This is a genomic window from Sodalis sp. RH15, from assembly GCF_047324255.1.
In the GTDB taxonomy this organism is placed as follows: domain Bacteria; phylum Pseudomonadota; class Gammaproteobacteria; order Enterobacterales; family Enterobacteriaceae; genus Acerihabitans; species Acerihabitans ligni.
Window position 1 is genome coordinate 5376790 of record NZ_CP178738.1, and the last position, 22876, is coordinate 5399665.

The following is a 22876-nucleotide window of genomic DNA, read 5'->3' on the forward strand; positions in this document are numbered from 1 at the left end:
ATATCGTTACCGTATATTATACCAAATCCATCGGGCCGATTTGCTAGAATTGGAAATAATCCCGAGCATTGTTATAGCAAACATTTTCCGTAAGTCGTTTGAGCAATTTCATATCGTTGGGAATTTCTCCCTGGCTAACCCAAAGGCCGACCAAATTGCAAAAAATCCGCCGGAAATAATCGTGACGGGGATAAGAAACAAAGCTCCGTGAATCCGTCAGCATGCCGACGAAATTCATCAGCAACCCCTGATCCGCCAAGGTGGTCAATTGCCTGACCATGCCCCGGCGGGTATCATTAAACCACCAGCCGGATCCAAATTGCATGGGAGATTTCACCACCCCGGGCCGCTGGAAATTAGCCAGTGCCGAGGCAACCACGTCGTTTTGCGCCGGATCCAGATTATAAAGAATGGTTTTCGGCAAACTTTCCCGCTGGTCCATGGCATCCAGCAGAGCGTTAAGCTGCTGTGCTATATCCGACTGGGAACAAAGTGAATCACACCCTATATTGGCCCCCAGTTCGTTAAAGCGACGGGTATTATTATTACGCAGCGCGCCGAAATGAATTTGCATGGCCCAGCGGCGCCGGGCATAAGCCCCGGCCAAAGCCAGCAGTACCGCGGATTGAAAGCGTATTTTCTCGTCCGGCGCCAAGGTCAGGCCCCGGCATTTTTTCGCCAGCAGTGCGTCCAGGGTCTTTTCATCGGCGGGCAGATATTTCACCTCCGTCAGCCCGTGATCCGCCAGGCGGCCGCCGTGCCGATGGAAATACTCCACCCGGTTTTCCAGCGCGGCGGCGAAATCGCCGAACCGGGTAATCTCTTTACCGGTCAGTTGTCCCATCACCGAAACGAAGTGGATAAAGGCTTCGCCTTCGGCATCCAGGGCAGCATCGGGCCGGAAGGTGGGCAGGACTTTGCAGGGGAACGCCTCATCGGCCCGAATGGCGTCATGGTATTCCAGCGTATCCGTGGGTGAATCCGTGGTGCAGATTACCGCGACGTTGGATTGGGTAATAAGACCCTTGGGAGAAAATTCCGGACGCTGCAATAACCGATTGCACTGGTCCCATATACGCCGCCAATTATCGCCATTCAGGGTTTCGGTAATGCCGAAATAAAACTTCAGCTCCAGATGCGTCCAATGATAAAGCGGGTTGCCGATACAGGAATCCAGTGTCTCCGCCCAGGCCTGGAATTTTTCCACCGCCGGCGCGCTACCGGTTATTTTCTCTTCCGGTACGCCATTGGCCCGCATGGCCCGCCATTTGTAATGATCTCCCTCCAGCCATAAATCCGTAATGGTATCGAAAGGTTTATTTTCGGCAATCGCCCGCGGATCCAGATGGCAGTGATAGTCGATAATAGGCTGGTGGGCGGCGAACTGATGGTAGATCTCCCGCGCGGCCTCGTTGGTTAACATGAAATCTTTACCAATGAATTCCATAACGCCTTCTCATGAAAGGAGTGAAGTAGCTGTCTGATAGGAGCGACCCGACAAATAGGCCTTCGCCGTATTGTCGGGTCATTGGTGGCGCACGGGCGGATTAAATGTCCGCAACCTTGCTTACCGCCTGTTTTGCGCCGTGGTTTTTCAAGAGCGCATAGGCATCGCAAATACTTTTGACGAAGAGATCGTTGGCCGGCAGTTCGTCGCCGAACACGCTGGATAAGGAGAGCAGCGCCTTGACCCGTTCATTGCCGTCGGCGGAAGACTTCACCAACCTGGCCAGCTTGTCCTTCAAGGGATCGCTGATATCGATGGCGTTGCCCTGATCGTCCACGCCGCCGACATAACGCATCCAGCCCGCGACGCCCAGCGCCAGCAGCGGAAACGGCGTACCGCGTTCCAGGTGAACGCGGATGGAATCCAGCATACGCTGCGGCAGCTTCAGGGTGCCGTCCATGGCGATTTGCCAGGTGCGGTGCTTTAGCCCGGTATTACGATAGCGGGCCAGCAGCGACTCGGCGTAGGCGTTTAAATCAACCCCTTCGGTATGCAGGGTCGGCGCTTGCTCATTAAGCATCAGCTGACGCGCGGCGCGGGCATAATGTTCATCTTCCATGCACGCATCGATGTATTGATAACCCGCCAGATAGCCCAAATAGGCCAGGAAGGAGTGGCTGCCGTTGAGCATCCGGAGCTTCATTTCTTCATAGGGCAGCACGTCGGCCACCAGCTCCGCGCCGGCTTTTTCCCATTCCGGCCGGCCGGCGACAAAATTATCCTCGATAACCCATTGCCTGAAGGGTTCGCAGGCGATCCCCGCCGCATCCGTCATGCCGCCCAGCAAATCGGTAATTTTTTCCTGGCTGGCGGGGGTCATGGCCGGCACGATCCGGTCCACCATGGTACAAGGGAAACTGACATGCTGCTCTATCCACTCAGCCAGCTCGGCATCGCCGGCTTTTGCCAGCGCCAGCACCACATTGCGGGTCACATGGCCGTTATTGGGCATATTGTCGCAGGACATGACGGAAAACGGCGGCAATCCCTTTTCCCGGCGAATGCGCAGCGCTTCGATAATCACCCCCGGAGCCGATTGCGGCTGACGCGGATGGCTGATGTCATGCTGTATCAGCGGGTTTTCTTTATCGATGGAGGCGGTGGAGGGCAGATAGCAGTAGCCCTTTTCGGTCACGGTCAATGAAACGATGGCGATTTCCGGCTGCGCCATGGCTTCCAGTACCCGATCGATGCCGTCCACGGCGCCGTGCAGCGCCTGGCGTACCACGCCCACTACCCGGCCGTTCCAGTGATCGCCATTCATTTCGCAGACGGAATACAGCAAATCCTGCTGTTTGATAGCCGCTACTTGCTGCTCACCGCCGATAAGATTAACCTCGCAGTAACCCCAATCGCTGCCGTGCCCGGATGCCAGCAAATCGGCGAATACCGCCTGATGGGCCCGGTGAAAGGCGCCGAATCCCAGGTGAAGGATACGGATTTTCAGCTTGTCGCGATCGTAGGACGGCGTGGTGACCCGGCCGGCCAGATGTTTTAACGTATTGGTTGTCAGTTGCACTTTTTTATCCTGCATAGTCAGGTTAATTACCCATTTCACAGAGAACCGTCATCGATATCACGGACACCCCTTCATGTCTACTACCATACAAGTATCGATGCTAGTATTTTTTGAGGCAAGTCACAGTTTTCGCTAAACCAGCGATATTTACCGAGGTGAGAATATCATGCGCGGCATAACCGGCGCACCCGGCGAGATGTCAGATGAAAGTATATACCCTAAATAATTCGAGTTGCAGGAAGGCGGCGACGCACCAGCAATACGGGTATAGCCTACCGCGGCCGATAACCAGCGATTAGCTGATTGGCCGGGATTTCGGGGGGTATTTGAGCGCGGAAATAGTCCGATGCCAAGACTGCCGACGGCACCGGTGTGCGGTAATTACCGGATATTCAATACATCGGTGGCACAGTGCATATAGCCGTTCAACGCGTTGTTCCATAACGTTATGTCCCCTGCGCCGGCATTCTCCCGACCGGTCAGAACATAGGAGGGCGCATAGATCGGCTTGCCGATATCCTGAACCTGACGGCACAGTGCGGCCAATTGCTGTTTATTGCTAAAGCGCGCATTGATCGCCTGCCAAAAGGCCTGCCGCTGATCGTTATTAATGGATTGCAACGCTTCTCCCAGCATCGAGGAGTGCGCCTGCCTGGCCTGGTCCGTATCAACACGCAGAGCGTCGAAATAGGAATACGTCCCCGCCAGGGCGAAGAGCAGCGCCCCATCGTTCAGGTTATTGGCTTTAATGCAACTTACCATGCCCTGATACAGCACCGGCGGCGTCAGGGTATTGTTCAAGGAGGCGTGCGGCAGACACCCCGGGTTGGCGACCTGGGTTAAATACTTGCCGCCGGGGCTGTCCTTTTTAGTGGACTTCATGGGCGAGGAAGTACAACCAGTCAGGATCATCACCACCGCTATTGTCGCCAGGGCGCGGGTGTTCATTGCTTGCCCTCCTGTTTGAGCTGTGCCTGAATCATATTCATTCGTCTTTCCATGCGTCCCACCAATCTTGTGGTTTATTGGTCACCATATTCATGGTGAAAAAGTCCAACGATATTATTCTGCATACCTCGGCATTATCCGGTGATTCCGCCCCCCCTTCCGTGGCCGGTATCCCGGCTTTGGCTTTTTGTATTGCGTCCTGAACGCGCTCTTCGATGCTGGTGGGCTTTGACGCATTTACCGCCGAATTTAGTGGCTGATTTTCCACCGGTTGAATCGGTATCGACATCAGTTGTCTTCCTCTTTGTCCAGATTATCTCCGGACGCAAATTGTAAAAATACCTCATTTAGCCTGCCCAGGGCGGTTTCGCTGAGGGCCCGGCACTGCTCCGGCAAGCTATCTGTCGAAACGAGGCGCTGCATGCCGGCGGCCATAAATGCATCGGCGTCGAACTCAGCCAATTGATCGCCGTACTTCATCACAAACCGACTATCGTCGTGGTAGGTCAAGGTGAATTTACCCGCCCACCCCGACTCAACCCTCTGCTTAAGGGCGGCGTGTGATTTACGGGCCGCCTCCGGTATCAGCAAATCAAGGACCGCCGGTGACGCCGGATCGGGTAAGGCCGCCAGCCACTCGTCCACCAGTTCCAGAAGGATGTCCGGATGGTTCAGAGCGGAAGACAACAATTGCCGCGCATGTCCGTTAATACGTTTTTGCACATCCGCGGCCAGTTGCCGCTCCTGCGCCAGAAAGCCGGCAACGGCCGCCGCCGACGCCAGGATACCTTCCTGATAACCCTCGCCGACGGCCTGAGCGCGTATAGCCTGGGATTCTTCCTGGGCCTGTTTCACCAACCTGGCGGCCTGGCGGCGGGCATCACTTAATACATCCAGGCATTGGCGCTGGCGCTTGAGCTGTGCGCGGGTAATCAAAACGCCGCCTGAACTCGGCGGCATCCGGCGTATCGGGATCTCTCTTGGCATGTTGAAAGGCAAGCTTAATCAGTAACGGATTGGGAGATAACTGCCGCGAAGCGGCATCATCCCTATCCATATGGGGTGGAAACAACAGGGAAATGCGTTGCCGGAGAGCCTCCGGCAACTGCTGCCCGCAGGCAGCGAGCTCGTCTTTTCCCCAGGCTATCAAGGTAAGCGGTTCCCATGGCATAAACGGCAAGGGGGCGGCTGAATCAACGATATCCAGTTGGGCAAAGCGACGCACCCAGGCCGGCAGGGACATTATGCGGCCTTGGCGGGTCAGCGCCGCCCGGTGGCGCTGGCAGGCTATCAATAGCGCGACCTGGGGCAAATGTTCCCATTGATGGATGAAATGCTCAGCGAGGCCGGTTTCCGCTAACACCGGACGCTCGATGGACCAGCCATGGGCCCGGATAATCATATCGTTGATAATCGAACGTTGGGCAATGCCGTCAAATCCTCTTTTAAGAGTCAAACGCTGCGGATGCATCCAGGACAGCGGATTGAACAGTATCGTATCAAGCGGCGTTATTTTCATCAGGGGCGGTCCGATTCGGTTGCAGTGCTTTTACCTTGCGCCAGTAAACCAGCCCCGCGGCCAAGGCTATCAATAACAGGAATCCCCCCGCCATGGTTAACAGCCCAGCGGATCCTCCGCTTTTGCCCGCCCGATTATCCACGGGCGACTGATGCTGAATCGCAGGCTGTTTGGACATCACCACGGAAATATTGTCATAGTCCACTTGATTGAAACTATTTTTCAAAAAACGTTTGATATCGCTTATCAGCAGCGAAGGATCGGCGTCGCTTCGATAGCTGACCAGCGCCGAGAGATGCACCGGGGCCGGGGCCCGGCCGGTCTCGCCGGAGTCAATATCGTAGCTCACGTGCACCCGGCCCGACACTACGCCGGCCAGAGTCTGCAAAGATTGCTCCAGCCGCTGTTCAATAGCCGAATAAAGGCGGGCTTTTTCGGCCCGCGGCGAAGAGACCAGCGAATCGCTGGGAAAAAGCTGGGCGATTTCCATACGCGCCCGCGAAGGCAAATCATGGACCTTGAGCAAATCCACCGCCGCGGGGATATCCGCCTTATGAACGCTGATGCTATAGCCGCTTTTTCCTTTATCGGACTTGGCGGCCTCGATATTATTCCGCTGCAGGGCGGCGATGACCTCATTGGCCTGCTGTTGATCCAGTCCCTTGAGCAGAGGTTCGTCCTTGCAGGCCGCCAGGGTAAATACCAGCAGTGGAACAAGCAATAACGGCTTTTTCTTCATGATGACCGAAGCAGCGTTTCCGCCGTGCCGACAATTTTACGCGCCGCGGTACCGATAAAAGCCACGGTATTGCTGTACTCCAGCATCGACTTTTGAATTGAACCCACGACCGCGGGATCGGCAAGATTATCAGCAGTCATCATTCGGGCGATATCCTGCTTTTCCACGTGAATATCGGCGGTGGTTTTAGCCATCGTCTCTTTTATAATATCGTTAATGGAAGCCACTTCCCCGATTGCCGGATTAATATCCACTGCCCGGAGCCGGTTGACTTCAGTTATGCTGTTAATAGGCATACTCTGTCCTTACTATACATAAATCGCTTTTAATACCGCTGGAAGATGCGGGAGCGCATCTTATGACCAAGGTATAATGAGCACTTATAAATTGGCGCTAAAACTTCGATAGTATTAATGAATCAAGATCGGCAATCTTCTTGATCGCCGTTGCGCTCAAGCTCTGCACAACGCTATATTCATTGAGCTTGGCCTGATATTCCGCCAGGTAAAAGGGATTGGACGGATCGCTTTTGGCTTTCTCAAGCGCTTCCTGCTGGCTAATATTCGCTGCTATCGTACTCGGCTCCAATGCATCATAAATCGCGGTTATCGAACCCATAATGTTCTCCAGTGACAGGTGATTAAGGTTTAGGGAAATACCAGTGCCCGGGCGTCATTTTAACGTAGCCGTGCTGCCCGTATTTAAATGATTTGCCTTTTAGCCAATCATCTTCCAGCTCGACGGCGAATTGCACGTAATGCCCATTCCAGCGGCGCTCGTACCCTTCGACAAAAGAACGTATCCTTTGACGCTCGCCATCGTTTAATGCGCCGGTAATAACAAATGTCACGCTATCGGCATTGTCTATCCGGGTATAAGGCACGGCGAGTTTTTTAACGCCCTCCTCCGCGTCCGTTGCCACCGCCTGGTCATCCATATTTTCCAATCGGATATCCTGGGCGTAGGGCAATTGCTCCATCAATCCTTTGTGCAATAGGTTTATTCCCGCATCGTCCACCACATTTCTTTGCCGGCTTATCAATAGCAACGGCTGCGTGGGTTGCTCAAGATTGAAGTGGTGCAGCTTGATAAAGGGATAATTCGCCTCCAGCCAGCGCCCAATGCGCTGCGTCTCTTCACGGTAACTGGCGATAGTGACCTTTTGCGACGCTTTGCTACGCACCAGGGACTGGCGTCCCCAGGAGGCATCCTGATCATCGGCCGTCAGCACATGCATCGTGCCGTCACGCCCGGAAAGTATGCGGTATTTTTCCGGTTCGTCGCTCAGCTGATTGGCCAGCGCCATGATTTCCCGCTGCTGGACATCCCATTTCCCCAGGAGTAATACCAGGATAAATGCGGTGACCGCCGTGCAGGCCAGGGCGGCGATAACCCAACGGTTGCGATTTTTATTGCGTAAGGGAACGGGCGCCGGCGCTTTATCAACCTGGAAATTCAGAATTTCGTCCGACCAGGTTTCATTCCCTTTCCGTATGGCCAGCATCAGGCTACCAACCGGGTATGCCCGGTTGGTCTCCAGCGTGGTTTCACGCGCTTCGCTATCGTCAAGAATGTGTAAAACGGCCGTCTCGCCGGTGGCCGGCGCGGTGATAATCTCGAAATTGACGCTTTCGCCTTCCGCCAGCAGCAACACGCTGTCCTGGGGAAAGGAGGGTAGCGCGCAGGCGTCAAGCTCGCCTCCATCCGCCGCGATAAACAGCGTTTTACCGGAGGAGAGATGATATTCACACCCTTTCAACAACCCATTCAGCAATCGAACAACTATAACGTCATGGGGGTCGACCAATCTATCTTGTTCAGTATGCATGTTAAAATTTATTGGTATTCCATAGGGTCATAATGAAATGGAGTATAAGCCGTTCCCTATATCACTTCATGATGACAATCTGATAAAGTATCCTCAATAATAATGATGCCTAATAATTTTATTATCTCGAATTACAACGTTTAGCATCAAAACCTGTCCGACGCTTTCTTTATCATAGCGCCGGCGATCGTGGCATATATTGATGAGCCTCTTGAGGTTACGCATGCTTGATCGTCAACGATTTCTGTAAGATATAGCATGACTATCCTACTTCAAGAATTTTAACAGCAGTGACTTCAACATCACCATAATCACTTCTTTATTTTGATGATGAATCGTCTTTACCCGGCCTTCAACCCAGGATATAACCCAATTAACGCGTATTGTCGACGAATGAAAATAGCATGAAGCGGTTTATAGCTTTACCGTCTCGTACGGTTGCGGGGCATCCGGCTCCATGGATCTATTTATCTGCGATATGCCTTTTTACGATGTGATAAAGATCTTCCACTGTTTCCATTTGCAGCACCTCTTTTTCCGAAATATGAACATCAAATGTTTCCGAAATACCGATTTCAATTTCGATGAGATCTAAAGAATCAACGTACAGCTCATTTACCAGATGAAGGTGATTTAAGATCTCGTGTTGTTGTCGGCCCAATTTATAGGCCAGCAAGGCATGCAGACGCTCTCTGATCGGGTCATCACATTGGAGCAGCGGAGTGTTGGTCATGGTATGTTAGCCTCGTGCGTTATCCAGTTACGTATAGGCCTGCCGCCCTAAGGGCGGTGGGCCGGATTTCAGCTTTTGCCGTCTTCTTTGATGTCGTTGGCCCCGGGTTTATAAGCGGCCAGGCGTTTTGACGTATAATTCGTTTTGCCATTTGCCAGCGTTGGCAAAACCTCTGGCGTTTCACCCATCGGCACGAAATGTTTTACGCCCGATGTACCGTGCGTACGGTTCGGCCGCCGAAGTCCCGACGCGGAAAGCACCACCGGTTCATATGCTTCCGTCGGCTGAGAAATCGGCGGCTCGATTGGGGATGTGTCCAAGGGTTTGCTTGGCGGTACTGCTTTTGTTTCAGCGGCCGGAATAGCCTGCGGGGCCGGCATATCTCGGGCCATCGTCTGAGCGACATCAGCACGCGACAGCTGCTGTGCCCTGGCCCGAGTTTCGGCGCCGCCGTCTGCCTGGCGTTTCAATGCCTCCAGAGGCGGCGACAGAGTATCCATGCCGGTTCTTTTGAGCCGATTCCTTACGGCTGTCAAATCTTCCTTTTTCATATTTGACGGCGCGAAATGCTTTACTTTCGGCTCAACGCGCGGCAGTTGCGACAGCTGCCTGCCCTGATTGGTGAGCACTACCGGCTGCGTTTCTTCCAGCGCATGGGAACGTGTTTGCTCGTGGGTCCACGAAGCATCTTCGTCCTTAATGACCCGTTGGTCATTGTCCGATGGCGGCAAATTATGAACCTGGGCACGGGAAATCGGCGACCTGGTTATTTCGGCGAAGCGTTTATCGTCCGCCATGGTGTGGTTGATGCCGGAAAGCGGCACGTCCTGCGCCTTAGACAGCGGTGCGGCATACTGCGGCGCCTGGGCTGTCAGCGGCTGCGAATGGATAACGGTGGATAACGGCGCTTCAACTTGGCGCGGCGAAATATGTTCCGCAACCTGGAGAGGCGGCTCAACGATGCTGATGGTCTTTAGCTTGCTGAGCATTTTCGCGCTGAGGATTTGCTCAACTGGCTTTTCCTCCACCTCAGCAAACATTGGCTTTGGCCACACACCAATCTCATACTTTTCCTGTATTTGAACCGGGATCCAATCTGTTTGGGTAGAGGCATCCGCCCGTTCGGTATGCGGTTTCTTACTGTCCGGCTTTTCCTCGCCCTGGTTGATATTGATGTTAATAGGATTATGAGTGATATGAGTGCTGAAATCGTATGAATTATTGATATTATAGATACTGGCTGGTTTAGGCGGCCCGTTTGTTTTATCCTGCTCGCTGCCCGAAAGTACGGTGGCGGGGTTAATCTCATCCTCATCCGTCTCAGTCGTCAATGGTTTAGGCTTGGGCTGCTGCTCCAGGGTGGCTGTTTCCGAGGGCCGCTTTTCTTTAACCCGGTCTTCGATTAATGGCCCTAATAAATTCGGCAACTTCAAGACCATATCGATGGCTAGGCAGACCTTCTCTATCTCGTCGGTTTTATGTTCCTTGATGCCTTGAAGCACATTTTCCCAGGTCGCTTTGGCCCGGCTATCAAGGAGCTCGTCGATCGTTTTCGATTGTTCCGGCGTAAGCAAAATGCCTAATTTTTTCTCAACATAAGTTCTAATAAAAGGTTCAGCACCTTTCGTGCGTAAAAAATTCCCGGCGGCAAAGGTACCCTCCCCAACCAATTTCGCCAATCCCGCCATCAAATCCGTCTCAAGGCCTTTTACCTTTTTGAAATCATCTTTCCCACCCGGCCGGTAGCTGCCGAAACTGGATTTTTGGCCCAGGCCGTCCTTTACCATCATCGTGGTCAGTTTTGCCATGACGCCATTGATTTCACTCATCGCATCATTGGAAGGACGCGCCATTACAGCCACATGATAAGCGGTGGCTATCCTTCTCAATCGAGGTAGAGCAGCCTTGTTTTCACATTTGCCGAACAAGGTGACCAGGGCGTCCTTATTTTTACCGGCGGCATCAAAAAGCGAGTGCAAACAGGCCTGATCAAAATCATTTTTAAATTCGTCGAGATGAACCGGCGTTCGCGGCGGGCTCTTTTGCCCCATCGCGGAAGCAGTTAACTCATCCGCGGCTTTCGCCATGTCGTCGTGAATATCGCTATCATCCACACTCGACGACCGGACGATACCTTTTACACCCGCTGAACGGGTTGAACGTGTTTGGCCCGGGACCTCCTTGCCTACGGCGCCACGAGAGACGCGACGGGCATCTGATTTAGCCATCGGCGCCGATTTGGCCGGCGGCACCAATGATGATGCGGCCCGTGCTGTCACGTTGCCGATACCCTTCATGCGGCTTGCCAACGGCGATGGATCTAAAATATCGCCGACTTTACGTAAAGCTGCGCCTATGGCGTTTGCTGTCGCGCTAATAGTGGTCATAGTCTTTTCACCTATGCTACATGGAGGCAAGGATTTGTTTAAGCGTTTCGGCGCCGGCGGTTATCGTAGAGCTCAAAATCTTATTTATCGTATCGAACATCCCGTTGGCATTGCCGTATTTGGTGGTTAGCGTTTGCAACGTTGTTTGAAATTTACTCGATTGAGCATCAAATCCGCTTTTCCACGACTGGTATTGGAAAGTCGTCATGGTACCGGACATCTCTTTGAGATTATCGCGGATGGTGGTCAACGGAGAGAGGTCTATCGTTACCACAAAACCGCTGCCGGAGGGCTTGACGCAACCGGCGGGCAAACCCAGTTCGGAGGCCCACTTTTTCGCCTCGGTTTCGCTCACCGTGCCGGAGGCGGGGAAAAGCACGGCCTTGTCCCCGGAATAAGAGCTAATCAAGGCATTAATTTTCTGCAGCGCTTCCGGTTTGAATTCCATGGTCTGAGTGCCTTTATCATCCGTACTAAAGGTAATCAGGGCGGTCAATCCACTCATAAAATCGCTGAAGCTGCTGTAAAAGGCGGTATAGCGCTCCACGACCGTTTCATACACTTCCAGATAGCCCGATTTGATGCTGTTAATGCCGTCCGCCGCATCCTGCCAAAGCTCCCGGTAGCTTTTGGCCCTTTTCTCATCCAGATCGGCGATAAAGACCGAGGCGCCGTCATCAATGCTTTTGGCAAAGGTATCTGAACCTACCGCGCTCTGCTCAAGGGCCATGACCCCATTCAACTTATCCATGGCCGACTTCAATTCAACCTGCCAGCCCGGATCGGTTTTAGCCGACGCCAAAGAGGAGACGTTTTGCCCTTGAGCGGGGTTTTCATTCCGCAGGCCGGCGTCCATGGCATTATCAAGCTGCCGTTGGCTCGCGTGGAATTGACTTTCCAACTTCGCCGTGTTGTTTTTTATAGTATTATCGTTTCTGCTCAACGTTTCACGGCAATTTCTCAGATCGACAAGGGCCTGGGACGTTAAGGATTCCATCTCATTGACCAGCGCCGAGTTGTTATTAGCGCCGCTTTCTGCAGTAGGCGTTTCGTCAAGAGAGTACACTTCAACGGCGTTTGTAAGCTGGTTTGACGTCTTATCCACATTTTTGGCAATAAAAAAGGGCTTGGGATGATTTGTTATTGACGAGGAAATTTCATAAGACATGGTGTTAACGCTCCATACTGCGCGCCGCCGCGTCATTGCCGGCGGCGCTTGTTATAATCAAACTGATTTACCCGCTATCATGCCGGCGGTGTCCAAATGGGCCCGTATGATTTCCGCGAGTTTTTGCGCGATGGTTTGCAGCAGGCTCTCGAAATCACGGGAATTGGCGCTGCTGGTTTCCCCCAGACCGTCGGCGGCATGACCCACCTGCTGCAGAATATGCTGCTGCGCATTCTCACTGGCCTGAATAGCCTGGGTTTGGCCGGCGGTGATGCCCGTGACGGGATGGTTCATCTGTGACATGAACATACCTAGGTTTTTGATTTTTTCAGCTTTGGCCATCTCATCCTTCATATCAATTTCAAGATGATTGATTTCATTCTCCCGTGCGGTGAATCGGGCGCCATCTTTGACATGCTCCCCATACGCCTCTTTAGCCGTTTCATTACTTTGTCCGCGGACAAAGTTTTGACCGTCGGCATTATTGAAACGCGGCGGCTCGATATCCATGGCGGAATCGGGGGTTGAAGTTCCGCTTCTTGAAAAATTCATTCGATCGTTTTCCAACGTAAACTTCTTTTCAACAATGTCCCTGTTATTATTCTTAAGCACTTGGCTTTCGTGAGCGAGGCCTTTTTGTTGCGTGCTGAAACCCGCCCCGGAAATAGCGGTGCCGAATGCCGCCTGGCCGATAGCGCCGTTGAGTGCTGTTTGTCCACTCTTTATAATGGCTTCCGCGGCACCCGCGGTCATTTGCCCTTTCAGGATCGCCATATCCCCTTTATTATTATTTTCCGCCGTTTTATTTGCCTGCAGCGCCTTTAAAATTTCGGCAAATATGGCGGCGATATTACTGGACGTTAATTTACTGATATCAAATTCCTTTTTTACCTCCTTTTTTTCCGTGCCTTCGGCTGCACGTTGCTCCAAAACCTGCAAGAGATCCGGGCGTTCCAGCATTTTTTCCACCTGGGCATGCAGTTCCTTGACCGGCATGCGCCCGGCGCTATCGGGATGTCTTAACGTGACGGCGGCACCGGTACCTAATAAAGAGTCAAGCATTTTGTCGGTGACGATACCGGCAAAAGATTGGCTGGATGATATCGGTTTCCCGTTGGCCTCGGCATTGCTGGTTTGAGCATTTGCGGTGAGAGCTTCCTGGTTCAGCACACTAGAGGCTATGCCTTGCGAAGATATTGCGGACATGATAATTTCCTTTTTAAGCTATTGAATTTCTGAGTATGGATTTCTGGGTTTGGCCAGTATTGGTTTGCGCGTCTGACAACATCGCCATAAGCCGTTGCTGATCCTGTTGCGAATCGGCGAACTTCTCGATTAATTGTTCAATCAGTTGCCTGATTTGCGCCATCACCGCGCTGGACAGGGTGAAGCTTGCCTCAATGTCAGCGGCATTTTTTTCAGCGAATCCCCTGGCCACGCCGATGCCCCCCTGTATCGTTTCCGAACCCAATGCGGTACCGGCACTGATAGTGTTAAGACGATTGGAATAGAGCTGAAGGGCCTCTTTATCCGACGCCATCTTCAACCGGTCAAGCGCGCGTCTCACACCGCTTCTCACCGCGCTGTTCACCGTGGTGGCGGCATTCTTCAACACCACCGGCAGGATATCCTTGAGCGCTTCCTTCACCATATTGGCAAAGGCGGTGGAGGCCACTTTTCCGGCCGCGGCTTTGCCCACAATCATGACGGCGATGACCAGAGCCGCGGCCACCAGCGTTCCGACAATGCCGCCGATCATGTTGGCGGTGGCGGCGTCCATCCCCAGCCTTTCGAGCATTTTGGCAATGCCTTTGCTCAGGGCATCCACCAGGGGTTTGATGATATTGTCCATGATCGGGCTGAGTGCTTTTTCCATAAAAGAAACGCCGGTGACCGCTTTACTGATTTCATCACCCACCATCAAAGCGATACCGACGGCAGCGATGGCCAGGCTGGCGCCTCCGGAAAATATCGCCCCGACGACGCTTATCAGCGTGATAAGGCCGCCAAGAATTCTGCCGACGCAGCCCATTGCCGTATTCAAGGCCTCGGCTTTTTTCATCTCTTCGGCGTGTTTGTCACCCTGGATTTTCAACGATCGCTGTTCGCTTTCCTGGATGTTCAGAAATAATTCCTGATCGTTTGCCAGCGCTTTTTCATTGTTTTCACCCATCAGCTTCATCAGGGTGCTGATAAGGAATAACATGCGGGCCATGGTGCTGAGGCTTTGTTCCGCCGATTCCTTCATCATCGGGGACGGAATATTTGCCGTTCCCTGCATTTTCCGGAACAGATCGTCCAGTAATAAAGAACTTTCCCGTGCGGCCTGATAGGACTCACCGGCTTTTACCTGCGCCTGGGCAACATCCCTTGCGGCGTCGGACAATTCCCGCTCGGCCGATTCGAACCGGCTTAGTGCGGCGGTATATTCCGGGTCCTCGGGAGAAAGCAGGTCCAATCGATTTTTGGCCTGATCATAATTTTCCTGTTTTTCCGCCAGCGAATTTTGTGCGGTTTGCAATGATGCGCTATCAGCTTCCGCGGCACTGAGCGCGGCCGCGCTGCTGTCCACAGCCTGCTGGAATTGCTGCGCCAAAGCCTCGTTAGCCTGTTGCAAAGCTTCGCTATTGGCCTGTATTATCTGCAACCGATCGGCCAACTGCACCAGGGAGTGATTCCCCAGCAGCATCATGGCGTTTCCGGCCAACAGTGTGAACACGGCGCTGCCGCTGAGTTTTGCATCCGCGCCCACCGGTTTCGCCGGTTCTCTTAACTCAGGCGCGCCGCTTTCAGCCAAAGGCCGCGAAGTGGATTGTGCAGCGTTATCGTTCATGACGGCCAACATGGCCAGCGCAGCCTTCTGCGATTCCTGAAAAAGCGACAGCGCTTTTTCCTGCGTAATATGTGTCTTATTGTATAAAGCCGTATTAACGGCTTCATTGCCCTTAGCGGGTGTCGTAAAAATATGAACTTGACTGCTGCTCAGGGGTTTTGAGATATCCGTCATGTAAGCTCCTTATGTTCAGCAACTGAATCTTTTTTTTCAACATCCTTATTGAGTTGGTCCAAATAAGCGTTGGCTCTGATGCGAAAAGCTTCTTCCCGTGAGTGTTCCGCCACTAATTCAAAGCATTGTTTTGCTTTATTGGCCTTTTGCATCAGCAGCTGGCATTGCCCGCTGAAAAACACCGGCCGATAATCATCTTGTGCAAGAGAAAAAGCCACGGCATAAATATCCGCCGCTTTTTGGAATTGCTTTTGCAATTGATATACCGCCGCCAACCCCATGTAATAATCAGGATTATAAAAATCATAAATACATAGAAAGCGGAAAAAAGTGGCGGCTTCGTCCAACTGCCCTTTATTGTAAAAATCATAGGCGTGCGCATAAAGCCCTTCCATCATTTCATCCGGCAACTCATGCACGTCTTTTAACGTTACTCCGCTTTTAACCGCATTCCACAACATAGACGCGATTTGCTCATCGCTGACATTATCATTTACATTCATAAATAACTCCTGAAAATGTCACCATCGATAATGATGGTGACTTGATTGAAACATGAAACTAATGGCATTACTTTCAACTATCGCTTACTAAAAAAAAGTGAGATAGTTTTTTTAACCAGACGAGTGTGATCAGATTCAGAATATTAATAAATTTTTATTGAATATTTAAAATAAAATTTTTCTTTAAATCCATCAAGGATGTGATTCACTTTGCCAGGCATCTTCTACTTCTTTAAGCCAGGTTAATAAACGCATCACTTCATCAAGTTCTTCTAATTTAATAAAGGTATATAAACGATGGGTTTTATAAATCTTCCTGGCTAGCTGTATATCACGTACTACGGGTACGCCGACCTCTTCGGCATAGCGTCTGACCGCCAATGCCCGCTGGTTGCATTCAAAAACCGAAATAAAGGGCGCCGGCACGACATCCGGGTTGAAATAAATCCCGATGGCTATATGCGTCGGGTTGGCGATGATAAGCTTTGAGCCCCTGATATCCGATTTGGTCTGCTCTGAAAGCAACTCCATATGCAGCTGGCGCCGCCGTGATTTAATCTCTGGATTTCCGTCTTGTTCTTTCATTTCTCGTTTAACTTCTTGCTTATCCATTTTCAATTCTTTTAAATGCAAAAAATAATCCGCCAGAGCATCAAGCATCGAAACGAGGATAAGACAGGCCAGGCAGGTTAACACCAATGACAACAGCAGATCGCGCCAGATAAAAACAATGCTTGCGCCGGTACCGTGGACCTGAGAAAAAAGAAGGTGTTTATTTTTATGCCAGGTGATAACAATAGCGAGGGCAAAGCTTGCAAAGTATAAGAACGCTTTTACCGCATCCTTGATGGTCCGCATGCTGAATATTTTCTTGAAGCCTTTGGTAGGATTCAACGCGTTGAAATTCAGCTTCAGCGCCTTGGTGGCAAGAACAAAGCCGGTTTGAATCAGCGTGGGCAGCGCCGAGGTCGCCAAGCATATCAGCAATATAGGGATAATCAGCTTTAATGCCAGAATGATTATTGCGGTGCTGTACGCTTTTAGGTTCAATTCAAAATTGACGGCTATCAGATTACGATACAGTTCCATCAATTCTGACAAAGAGCTCACGGACGTCAGCCAAAGAACGCCGCATAGCAGCATGCAGGCCACCAGAAGATCGCGGGATTTAAAGGTTTGGCCTTTTTGCGCCGCGTCCTTTAAGCGTTTCGGGGTCGGCTTTTCTGTTTTGTTCGACATCGGGTTTCCTGCGGCTGGGCCTTATCCGTTGGTGATCAGTTAATAGATGAACCTATTACATCTTTTAACAGCCAAATATTCCAATGATCGCCCTGAGGCCATAACGCCCTGAATGCGTCGGGCACAACCGGTGAAAAGTAGAGTATGAGAATGAAGAATGCAATTAAGCTTTTAATGGTTAATGAGATTGAAAAAGCATTCATTTGTGGCGCAAAACGCGACAGCAGCCCCAGCAGCATTTCCGATAGCAATAACGCGGCCAGAACCGGGCTGGCCAGGATCATCATTTTGGTGACCAGATAAGATAATAATCCCAACACCGGAATCAGGGGCGGCGAGCATGTCAACAAGGGATCGCATATCTGATAGCTCCGCCTGAAACCCTCCATCATCAGTGACAAGCCGCCGCCAAACAGGAACAGCGCACCGGCAAAAAGATTGAATAAATTGGCCAATTCCGAGGTATCGACCCCGGACATGGGATCAAGCGTGCTGCTGATGGTAGCGCCGCGCTGGTTGTCGATAACGCTGCCGATGGCGTGCATGATCCAGAACGGCATGGCGAAGACGATGCCCAGGATCAGGCCGACAAAGGCTTCCTGGGCAAGAATTTTCATATAATCAGCGACATGCTCGAGAGGCAGGGCGTTGATGGGGTGAGGCCATAATGATAGGCCAATCAACATGATGACCGGCATACGGATGGTGGCGCTGACAACGCTGCTGCTTAAAAAGGGCAGCAAAAAAAAAGCCGGCGTGATTCTTACTGAACCCAGCACCATGGCGGCCAATCCATGCTGAATGTCGAAAATCGATGAGATATTCATGATCAGGGTCGGCTCAAGGCCATTCTGATGACTTCCCGGCCGAAACCAAGCAGCGTCTCACCGTACCAGCCGGATAATAGAAAAATGCATAACGTCACGCATAATAATTTTATGCCGAAAGGCAACGTTTGCTCTTGTAATTGCATGACGGTTTGGAATAAACCCACCAGCAGACCGACCACGGTGGCCACCAATATGGGTCCGGCGGATAAAATAAGCACCAGATAAAGCGCTTTATTACCGGCAAAGACAATATCATTCATTATTACACCAGATTCTCTTTCATTAAGTAGCCAAATCTATGTACTGTAAAATAAGGCCCTTGGAGAGGAGCGTCCAACCATCGAGCACCACGAATAAAATAAGTTTTATCGGCACCGAAATGGTTATGGGGCTCATCATCATCATGCCCAAGGCGAGCAGAATGCTTGAAATCAATAAATCCACCACCACAAACGGCAAATAGAGATAAAAACCTATCTTGAAGGCATTTTTTATCTCGCTCAGGGCATAAGCCGGCAACAGGGCAAGCATCGAGGGAGAGGAAAGCTCATCCTCAATGTCGGTGTCCCCATTTTTATGTGATTGCGCTTTTTCAAAAAAGCGGGCCAGATCGGGGTCGGTATATTTTTGCAAATAGGTTTTATAGCCGTCCAACCCGTTTTCCATAAAATTCATCACGGATTCCGAGCTGGCCATATCCACGCCTTGATCGTGAAATGACTGATAGGCGTCGCGGGCCACGGGCGCCATAACGAATAGCGCCAGCAGCAGCGCTACCCCGTTGAGCGTCATATTAGACGGCACCTGTTGCAAACCCAGCGCATTCCTCACCATGACAAAAACGATGGAGAACTTGATATAACAGGTGCCGGACGCAATCAGGAACGGCAACAACGACAAGAACGATAATGTGCCGATAAGGCCTATATCAGTGTTCATTGGAACGGTCCTGGTGTAACGACATTATCTCAACTCCAAGCCTGTCCTCCAATTGCACCAGTTCACCCACCGCCATCACATGCCCGTTGGCCCGGATTTCTATATTTTTTTCACCGGACGGATCGATTTCCAACACTTGACCTTTAAACAGTTGCTGTAGCTCACCAATTGGCAGATAGCGCCGCTGCAGGATAAACTCCACCTTCAACGGTACCGCCGCCAATGCGCCGGAAACGGGTTCTTCCGCCGGGGACGTCATGCCATCCCCCTCCGGCAGGTCGCCAAGCTGATGGTTCTCTTTAATCATAATCATCTCTTCTTTTTGCCAATAGGTGCCGATTGTTATCCCCTGGCAGCGCACCTGGTTTTCCGTCTTGCTGATCAGCAAGACATCGCCAGCGGAAAGTTGTTTCGCCAGGGCGCCGGGTACACGGCTTGAGCCGATTATCCACTCAACCGCCAACGGCATACCGGACAAGCAGGTCCCCGCGGATCGTGGTTTCATCACCAGGCTGTCGGCGATGTCGGTAATCCACAGCGTACATTCCCGTGCGGATACGCGGGGTAAAGGTTCTGAATGTCCGCCGCCTTGCTCGATCAGACCTTCGGCCCGCAAGGAGCGGTACGTCAGGGCTTTGTGGGCAAAGGTCAGCGGACGCGATCGGATATTGAACAGCGCCATGATTTTTTCGTCATCGCAGGCAGCGCCGGCGAGAGTCGCCAGCTCTGGAAATTCATGGCACAGCCACTCCCTGGGATCCATTAACGCCCGCCAGACGCCGCCATCGGCGCTGACCAGCATGCGACGGCCGACATGCACCGGCGTCTCCAGGGAGACAGCGATATCCTGCGTTCGCCAGCTCGCCAGTACGCGTCGCCAGTTCATCTGCGTACGGGGCAGAGACCGCAGTTGCCGGTAGCTCACTGATCCTCTCCCGTTTCCTGGTCGTGCCGCTGTCGCTGCTGCTGTTCACGATCGGAAGGGGGTTTTACCAGATACCCCCGCGCCTCGCTTTGGTTCGCCAGCAGATTCTCCTGGGTGATTCTATTGGACGGGGTCAGTACCGTCGAACCTTGGAAGGCAATCTTCACCTGATTGACTTCCAGGGCTCCCGAGGCGAGCGCCTTACCATTATTAAAGGTATAGAGCAGCGTGCCGTCGCGTTCGCTGTCACGGCTTTTCGTCTCGGGCGCGAATTGAGCGATATGGTGCCGTTCATTCAACAGCGGGTCTGGGGTTTTTAACTGCGCCGGCATCGATTCTCCCGCCGGGCGCGCGTTCACCGGAACGCCGGCGGACGCCAGGCCGTTGAAGGAGTTATCCTCGCCCTCTCCGGCGCTGTCTGCAACGGTGTCGGGCATGTCGGCAAGCCTGGGTTCGGCGGCATTGGCCGCCGATGGCAACAGGGCTTCCCCCGTAGCGGCGACTTTGGCCGCCGGCGGCAACGGTGTTTCCCCCGTAGCGGCGGCTGTTAACCGGCGGCGGCCTTCCCTATCAACCAAGGCGCCCTGGATATCCTGTCCCGCGCCATGACGGTTTTTAAGCCGGGATGCGGATTTATTTTCCCCCATGGCCGCAGACTCCTGCAAAGGTATGGCGCCTTGAACAAGGGCACCCACTTCACCGTCGAGACCGGGCTGCTTCTTTTTCCTGCCGACGCGATCCTCCCGAGACAGCTCTTGTCCGAGCGATGGCTGTGCGGCGTTGTCCGCCGTGTTGGCCCAGTCAACCGGTTTCTCCGCCGGCGACGGGCTGGCCGGGAATTGAAACGCTCCCTTGCCGGCAACGATCTGTTTAATATCGACGGCGGCTTGCTGACCGCTGAACGAATCGGCGTAAACATGTCCTGAGGTCGTTAAGATTTCCACGTAATGATCTCCTGCATTTCATTTTCCTCCTGGCGTAGCCGAACGGCGCTGCGCTGCTGTCGCTGCCGGTCGGCCCAACGCTGATATTTTTCCTGCTGCCGGTGCCAGTGCCGCCGGCGGGCCTGCACTTCGCGCATCTGCTGACCGAGCTCCTCAACCTCCTGATGAAGCTTTTTTTCCTGGAGCTGCAGTTCATGAAATTTCCGACGCAGGACCGCCAGGCGGCGTTGGCGTAAAAAAAGCTGCGCCCGGTCCAGCTGGCCTTGCGGCCGCTCCAGTTCGATTAATCGCCGCATCCCCTCGTTATGCCGCTGCAGCGCGGTAATCTCTTCGAGGAAGCCCTGCCGGCGCCGTTCGTCGTTGGCCAACTGCAGTTCACAGCGCTGCCGGCTGACATCACAACGGCCGATAAGGTTTTTTATCTTATGAAATAACGTCATACATCCCCTGCAGCGTCGCCGTGAAATCGGTGGCCTCGACGGTGGATTGGCATAGAAAATCCCGCAATGCCTGGCGTTTGTTGATAGCGCGATCGTTTTCGGGATTTTCGCCGGGCTTGTATTCACCCAGATCGAGGAAAATCTGCAGCTCCTCAAGCTTGGCCAGCAGTTTGCGGATCTCCCCTGCCATAAGCTGCTGGTTATTGTCCGTCACCTGTCCGGAAACCCGGCTGATGCTGCGCAGGATGTCGATGGCCGGGTAATGGTTCTGCATCGCCAGTTTACGGCTCAGATAAATATGCCCGTCGAGAATAGAGCGTATTTCATCGGCGATGGGATCCGGTTCGTCGTCGCTTTCCAGCAAAATGGTATAAAACGCGGTAATGCTGCCACGGCGGGTGTTGCCGGGCCGTTCAAGGATGCGCGGCATGGCATCGAAAACCGATGCGGGATACCCCCGCCGCGCGGGGGCCTCGCCGGCGGCCAGGGCCACATCGCGCAGGGCGCGGGCATAGCGGGTGATGGAGTCCAGAAACAGCACCACTTTTTTGCCCTGATCGCGGAAGTACTCCGCTACGGTGGTGGCGACCATGGCGGCATTGCAACGATCCAGGGAGGAGTAATCCGAGGTGGCGTAGACCAGAACCACCTTGTGCTGTCGCCCGGAAAGCCGCAATGCTTCGGTAAATTCGGTGACTTCCCGTCCGCGTTCGCCGATAAGACCGACGACAAACACGTCCGCGTCTGAGCGTTCGATAAGCATATGCATCAGCACGGTTTTACCGCAGCCGGCGGAGGCGAAAATGCCGACCCGCTGGCCGGCGCCGCAGGTCAATACGCTATCGATGGCCCGGATGCCGGTAATGAAAGGCGAATGGATGCCGATACGCTGCTGATAGGAAGGCGCATCGGTGTCTATAGGCCTGATTTCCGGCAAAAGGCCCTCATCGGGCCGACAGAGCCGTTCGGTAATAGCCCCTTGCGGATCAATAACCGCCCCCAGCAGAGCATCGCTGACGCTTACCGTCAGCTGCGCGCCGGTGGGATGCAGGACCACATCCCGCGACAGGCCCCGGCCGTTGCCGATTAAACTCAGCACGGTACGTTCATGATGGAACCCCATGACCTGTGCGCGGGCAATCACCTCCGAAGAGGTCCAGTTGCGGCGGATTTCGCATATCTCACCCACCTTTACGCCCGGCAAAGCCGCCTCGATGATGGGACCGGCCAGACGCAGGGGCATGGCCTGCCGTCGCAACAACCGCAAGGTGCCGGTCATTTACTGCATGACCACGACGAAGCGTTCAAGTCGCTCAAAGAAACCGCTTAGGGCAACCGCAAAATTCTGCCCGCTGTTCAAGCACATGGGTTTTAGCAGGGCTTTGAGTTCGAGGTAGCCCTCGTTCCTGGATAAATGAAACTGTTCGCCGCGGATAAAATCAGCGCCGCTCATTAATTCATCAAGCAAGGCATGTGCCCGTTGCTCCAGGATATTATCGCTATATTCCGCCAGTCGCGACCACAGCCAAATATCCTCTTCCTGACTGCTGATATAGATACTTGGCAAATCATTAAAATCAAGTGCGATAGTGGAATGACTATCGAAATTACTCAGCAGATTCGGATCGCAACCGCTTTCTAACAGTGCTTCTCGGACCAACTCTGCAATATCAACATGCATGTATTATACTCCAAGGTTAA

The 22876-nt window shown here is 52.8% G+C and carries 25 protein-coding genes; all 25 read right to left on the reverse strand.

Translation table 11 applies throughout. The annotated features are described in order from the left end of the window. Positions 1-43: 43 nt before the first annotated feature. On the reverse strand, positions 44-1447 hold the full coding sequence (uxaC, locus tag ACL2XO_RS24460) for a glucuronate isomerase (protein ID WP_413741746.1): 1404 nt from the start codon (positions 1445-1447) through the stop codon (positions 44-46). 100 nt (positions 1448-1547) lie between these two features. Then, the gene (locus tag ACL2XO_RS24465) at positions 1548-3026 is read right to left on the reverse strand and encodes a mannitol dehydrogenase family protein (RefSeq protein WP_413725714.1); all 1479 of its coding nucleotides are present in this window, start codon (positions 3024-3026) and stop codon (positions 1548-1550) included. Between the two features lie 381 nt (positions 3027-3407). After that, positions 3408-3974 (reverse strand): hypothetical protein, encoded by a 567-nt coding sequence (locus ACL2XO_RS24470; RefSeq protein WP_413725715.1) that lies wholly within the window; start codon positions 3972-3974, stop codon positions 3408-3410. 37 nt (positions 3975-4011) lie between these two features. Further along, the gene (locus ACL2XO_RS24475; RefSeq protein ID WP_413725716.1) at positions 4012-4263 is read right to left on the reverse strand and encodes a hypothetical protein; all 252 of its coding nucleotides are present in this window, start codon (positions 4261-4263) and stop codon (positions 4012-4014) included. Beyond that, positions 4263-4910 carry an HrpE/YscL family type III secretion apparatus protein gene (locus ACL2XO_RS24480; RefSeq protein WP_413725717.1) on the reverse strand — a complete coding sequence of 216 codons (648 nt, stop codon included), beginning with the start codon at positions 4908-4910 and terminating at the stop codon, positions 4263-4265. Before ACL2XO_RS24480 ends, ACL2XO_RS24475 begins: the two co-directional genes overlap by 1 nt. Next, positions 4855-5493: a type III secretion apparatus protein OrgA/MxiK gene (locus ACL2XO_RS24485; RefSeq protein ID WP_413725718.1), complete on the reverse strand. Its 639-nt coding sequence runs from the start codon at positions 5491-5493 to the stop codon at positions 4855-4857. Before ACL2XO_RS24485 ends, ACL2XO_RS24480 begins: the two co-directional genes overlap by 56 nt. Then, positions 5474-6232, reverse strand: a complete 759-nt coding sequence (locus ACL2XO_RS24490) for an EscJ/YscJ/HrcJ family type III secretion inner membrane ring protein (protein ID WP_413741747.1) — start codon at positions 6230-6232, stop codon at positions 5474-5476. Before ACL2XO_RS24490 ends, ACL2XO_RS24485 begins: the two co-directional genes overlap by 20 nt. After that, positions 6229-6528: a type III secretion system inner rod subunit SctI gene (gene sctI / locus ACL2XO_RS24495; RefSeq protein WP_132925330.1), complete on the reverse strand. Its 300-nt coding sequence runs from the start codon at positions 6526-6528 to the stop codon at positions 6229-6231. Before sctI ends, ACL2XO_RS24490 begins: the two co-directional genes overlap by 4 nt. 97 nt (positions 6529-6625) lie before the next feature. Continuing rightward, positions 6626-6850 (reverse strand): type III secretion system needle filament subunit SctF, encoded by a 225-nt coding sequence (gene sctF / locus ACL2XO_RS24500; protein WP_413725720.1) that lies wholly within the window; start codon positions 6848-6850, stop codon positions 6626-6628. A gap of 22 nt (positions 6851-6872) precedes the next feature. After that, complete coding sequence (locus tag ACL2XO_RS24505; protein WP_413741748.1) at positions 6873-8060, reverse strand: PrgH/EprH family type III secretion apparatus protein; 1188 nt, start codon at positions 8058-8060, stop codon at positions 6873-6875. Between the two features lie 463 nt (positions 8061-8523). Beyond that, positions 8524-8793: a phosphopantetheine-binding protein gene (locus ACL2XO_RS24510; protein WP_413725722.1), complete on the reverse strand. Its 270-nt coding sequence runs from the start codon at positions 8791-8793 to the stop codon at positions 8524-8526. 68 nt (positions 8794-8861) lie between these two features. Further along, positions 8862-11180, reverse strand: coding sequence for a hypothetical protein (locus ACL2XO_RS24515; RefSeq protein WP_413741749.1), 2319 nt, complete (start codon positions 11178-11180; stop codon positions 8862-8864). A gap of 16 nt (positions 11181-11196) precedes the next feature. After that, positions 11197-12348, reverse strand: coding sequence for an IpaD/SipD/SspD family type III secretion system needle tip protein (locus tag ACL2XO_RS24520; RefSeq protein WP_413725724.1), 1152 nt, complete (start codon positions 12346-12348; stop codon positions 11197-11199). Positions 12349-12405: 57 nt separating this feature from the next. Continuing rightward, on the reverse strand, positions 12406-13554 hold the full coding sequence (locus ACL2XO_RS24525; RefSeq protein WP_413725725.1) for an IpaC/SipC family type III secretion system effector: 1149 nt from the start codon (positions 13552-13554) through the stop codon (positions 12406-12408). A gap of 13 nt (positions 13555-13567) precedes the next feature. Further along, positions 13568-15355 (reverse strand): type III secretion system translocon subunit SctE, encoded by a 1788-nt coding sequence (gene sctE / locus ACL2XO_RS24530; protein ID WP_413741750.1) that lies wholly within the window; start codon positions 15353-15355, stop codon positions 13568-13570. Continuing rightward, complete coding sequence (gene sicA, locus ACL2XO_RS24535) at positions 15352-15858, reverse strand: type III secretion system translocator chaperone SicA (RefSeq protein ID WP_413725727.1); 507 nt, start codon at positions 15856-15858, stop codon at positions 15352-15354. Before sicA ends, sctE begins: the two co-directional genes overlap by 4 nt. Positions 15859-16050: 192 nt before the next feature. After that, positions 16051-17097 (reverse strand): EscU/YscU/HrcU family type III secretion system export apparatus switch protein, encoded by a 1047-nt coding sequence (locus tag ACL2XO_RS24540; protein WP_413725728.1) that lies wholly within the window; start codon positions 17095-17097, stop codon positions 16051-16053. Positions 17098-17132: 35 nt separating this feature from the next. Next, a complete protein-coding gene (sctT, locus tag ACL2XO_RS24545) occupies positions 17133-17924 on the reverse strand; it encodes a type III secretion system export apparatus subunit SctT (protein WP_413725729.1) in 792 nt (263 codons plus the stop codon). 2 nt (positions 17925-17926) lie between these two features. Next, a complete protein-coding gene (locus ACL2XO_RS24550; protein ID WP_132925308.1) occupies positions 17927-18187 on the reverse strand; it encodes an EscS/YscS/HrcS family type III secretion system export apparatus protein in 261 nt (86 codons plus the stop codon). Positions 18188-18209: 22 nt separating this feature from the next. Beyond that, positions 18210-18866, reverse strand: coding sequence for an EscR/YscR/HrcR family type III secretion system export apparatus protein (locus ACL2XO_RS24555; protein WP_413725730.1), 657 nt, complete (start codon positions 18864-18866; stop codon positions 18210-18212). Next, a complete protein-coding gene (locus tag ACL2XO_RS24560) occupies positions 18856-19791 on the reverse strand; it encodes a FliM/FliN family flagellar motor switch protein (RefSeq protein WP_413741751.1) in 936 nt (311 codons plus the stop codon). The genes ACL2XO_RS24555 and ACL2XO_RS24560 overlap by 11 nt, the downstream gene beginning before the upstream one ends. After that, the gene (locus tag ACL2XO_RS24565) at positions 19788-20735 is read right to left on the reverse strand and encodes a hypothetical protein (protein WP_413741752.1); all 948 of its coding nucleotides are present in this window, start codon (positions 20733-20735) and stop codon (positions 19788-19790) included. Before ACL2XO_RS24565 ends, ACL2XO_RS24560 begins: the two co-directional genes overlap by 4 nt. After that, complete coding sequence (locus ACL2XO_RS24570; protein WP_413725733.1) at positions 20723-21175, reverse strand: hypothetical protein; 453 nt, start codon at positions 21173-21175, stop codon at positions 20723-20725. Before ACL2XO_RS24570 ends, ACL2XO_RS24565 begins: the two co-directional genes overlap by 13 nt. Beyond that, a complete protein-coding gene (sctN, locus tag ACL2XO_RS24575) occupies positions 21159-22454 on the reverse strand; it encodes a type III secretion system ATPase SctN (protein ID WP_132925298.1) in 1296 nt (431 codons plus the stop codon). The genes ACL2XO_RS24570 and sctN overlap by 17 nt, the downstream gene beginning before the upstream one ends. Continuing rightward, positions 22455-22856: an SPI-1 type III secretion system chaperone SpaK gene (gene spaK, locus ACL2XO_RS24580; RefSeq protein WP_413725734.1), complete on the reverse strand. Its 402-nt coding sequence runs from the start codon at positions 22854-22856 to the stop codon at positions 22455-22457. Positions 22857-22876: the final 20 nt, after the last annotated feature.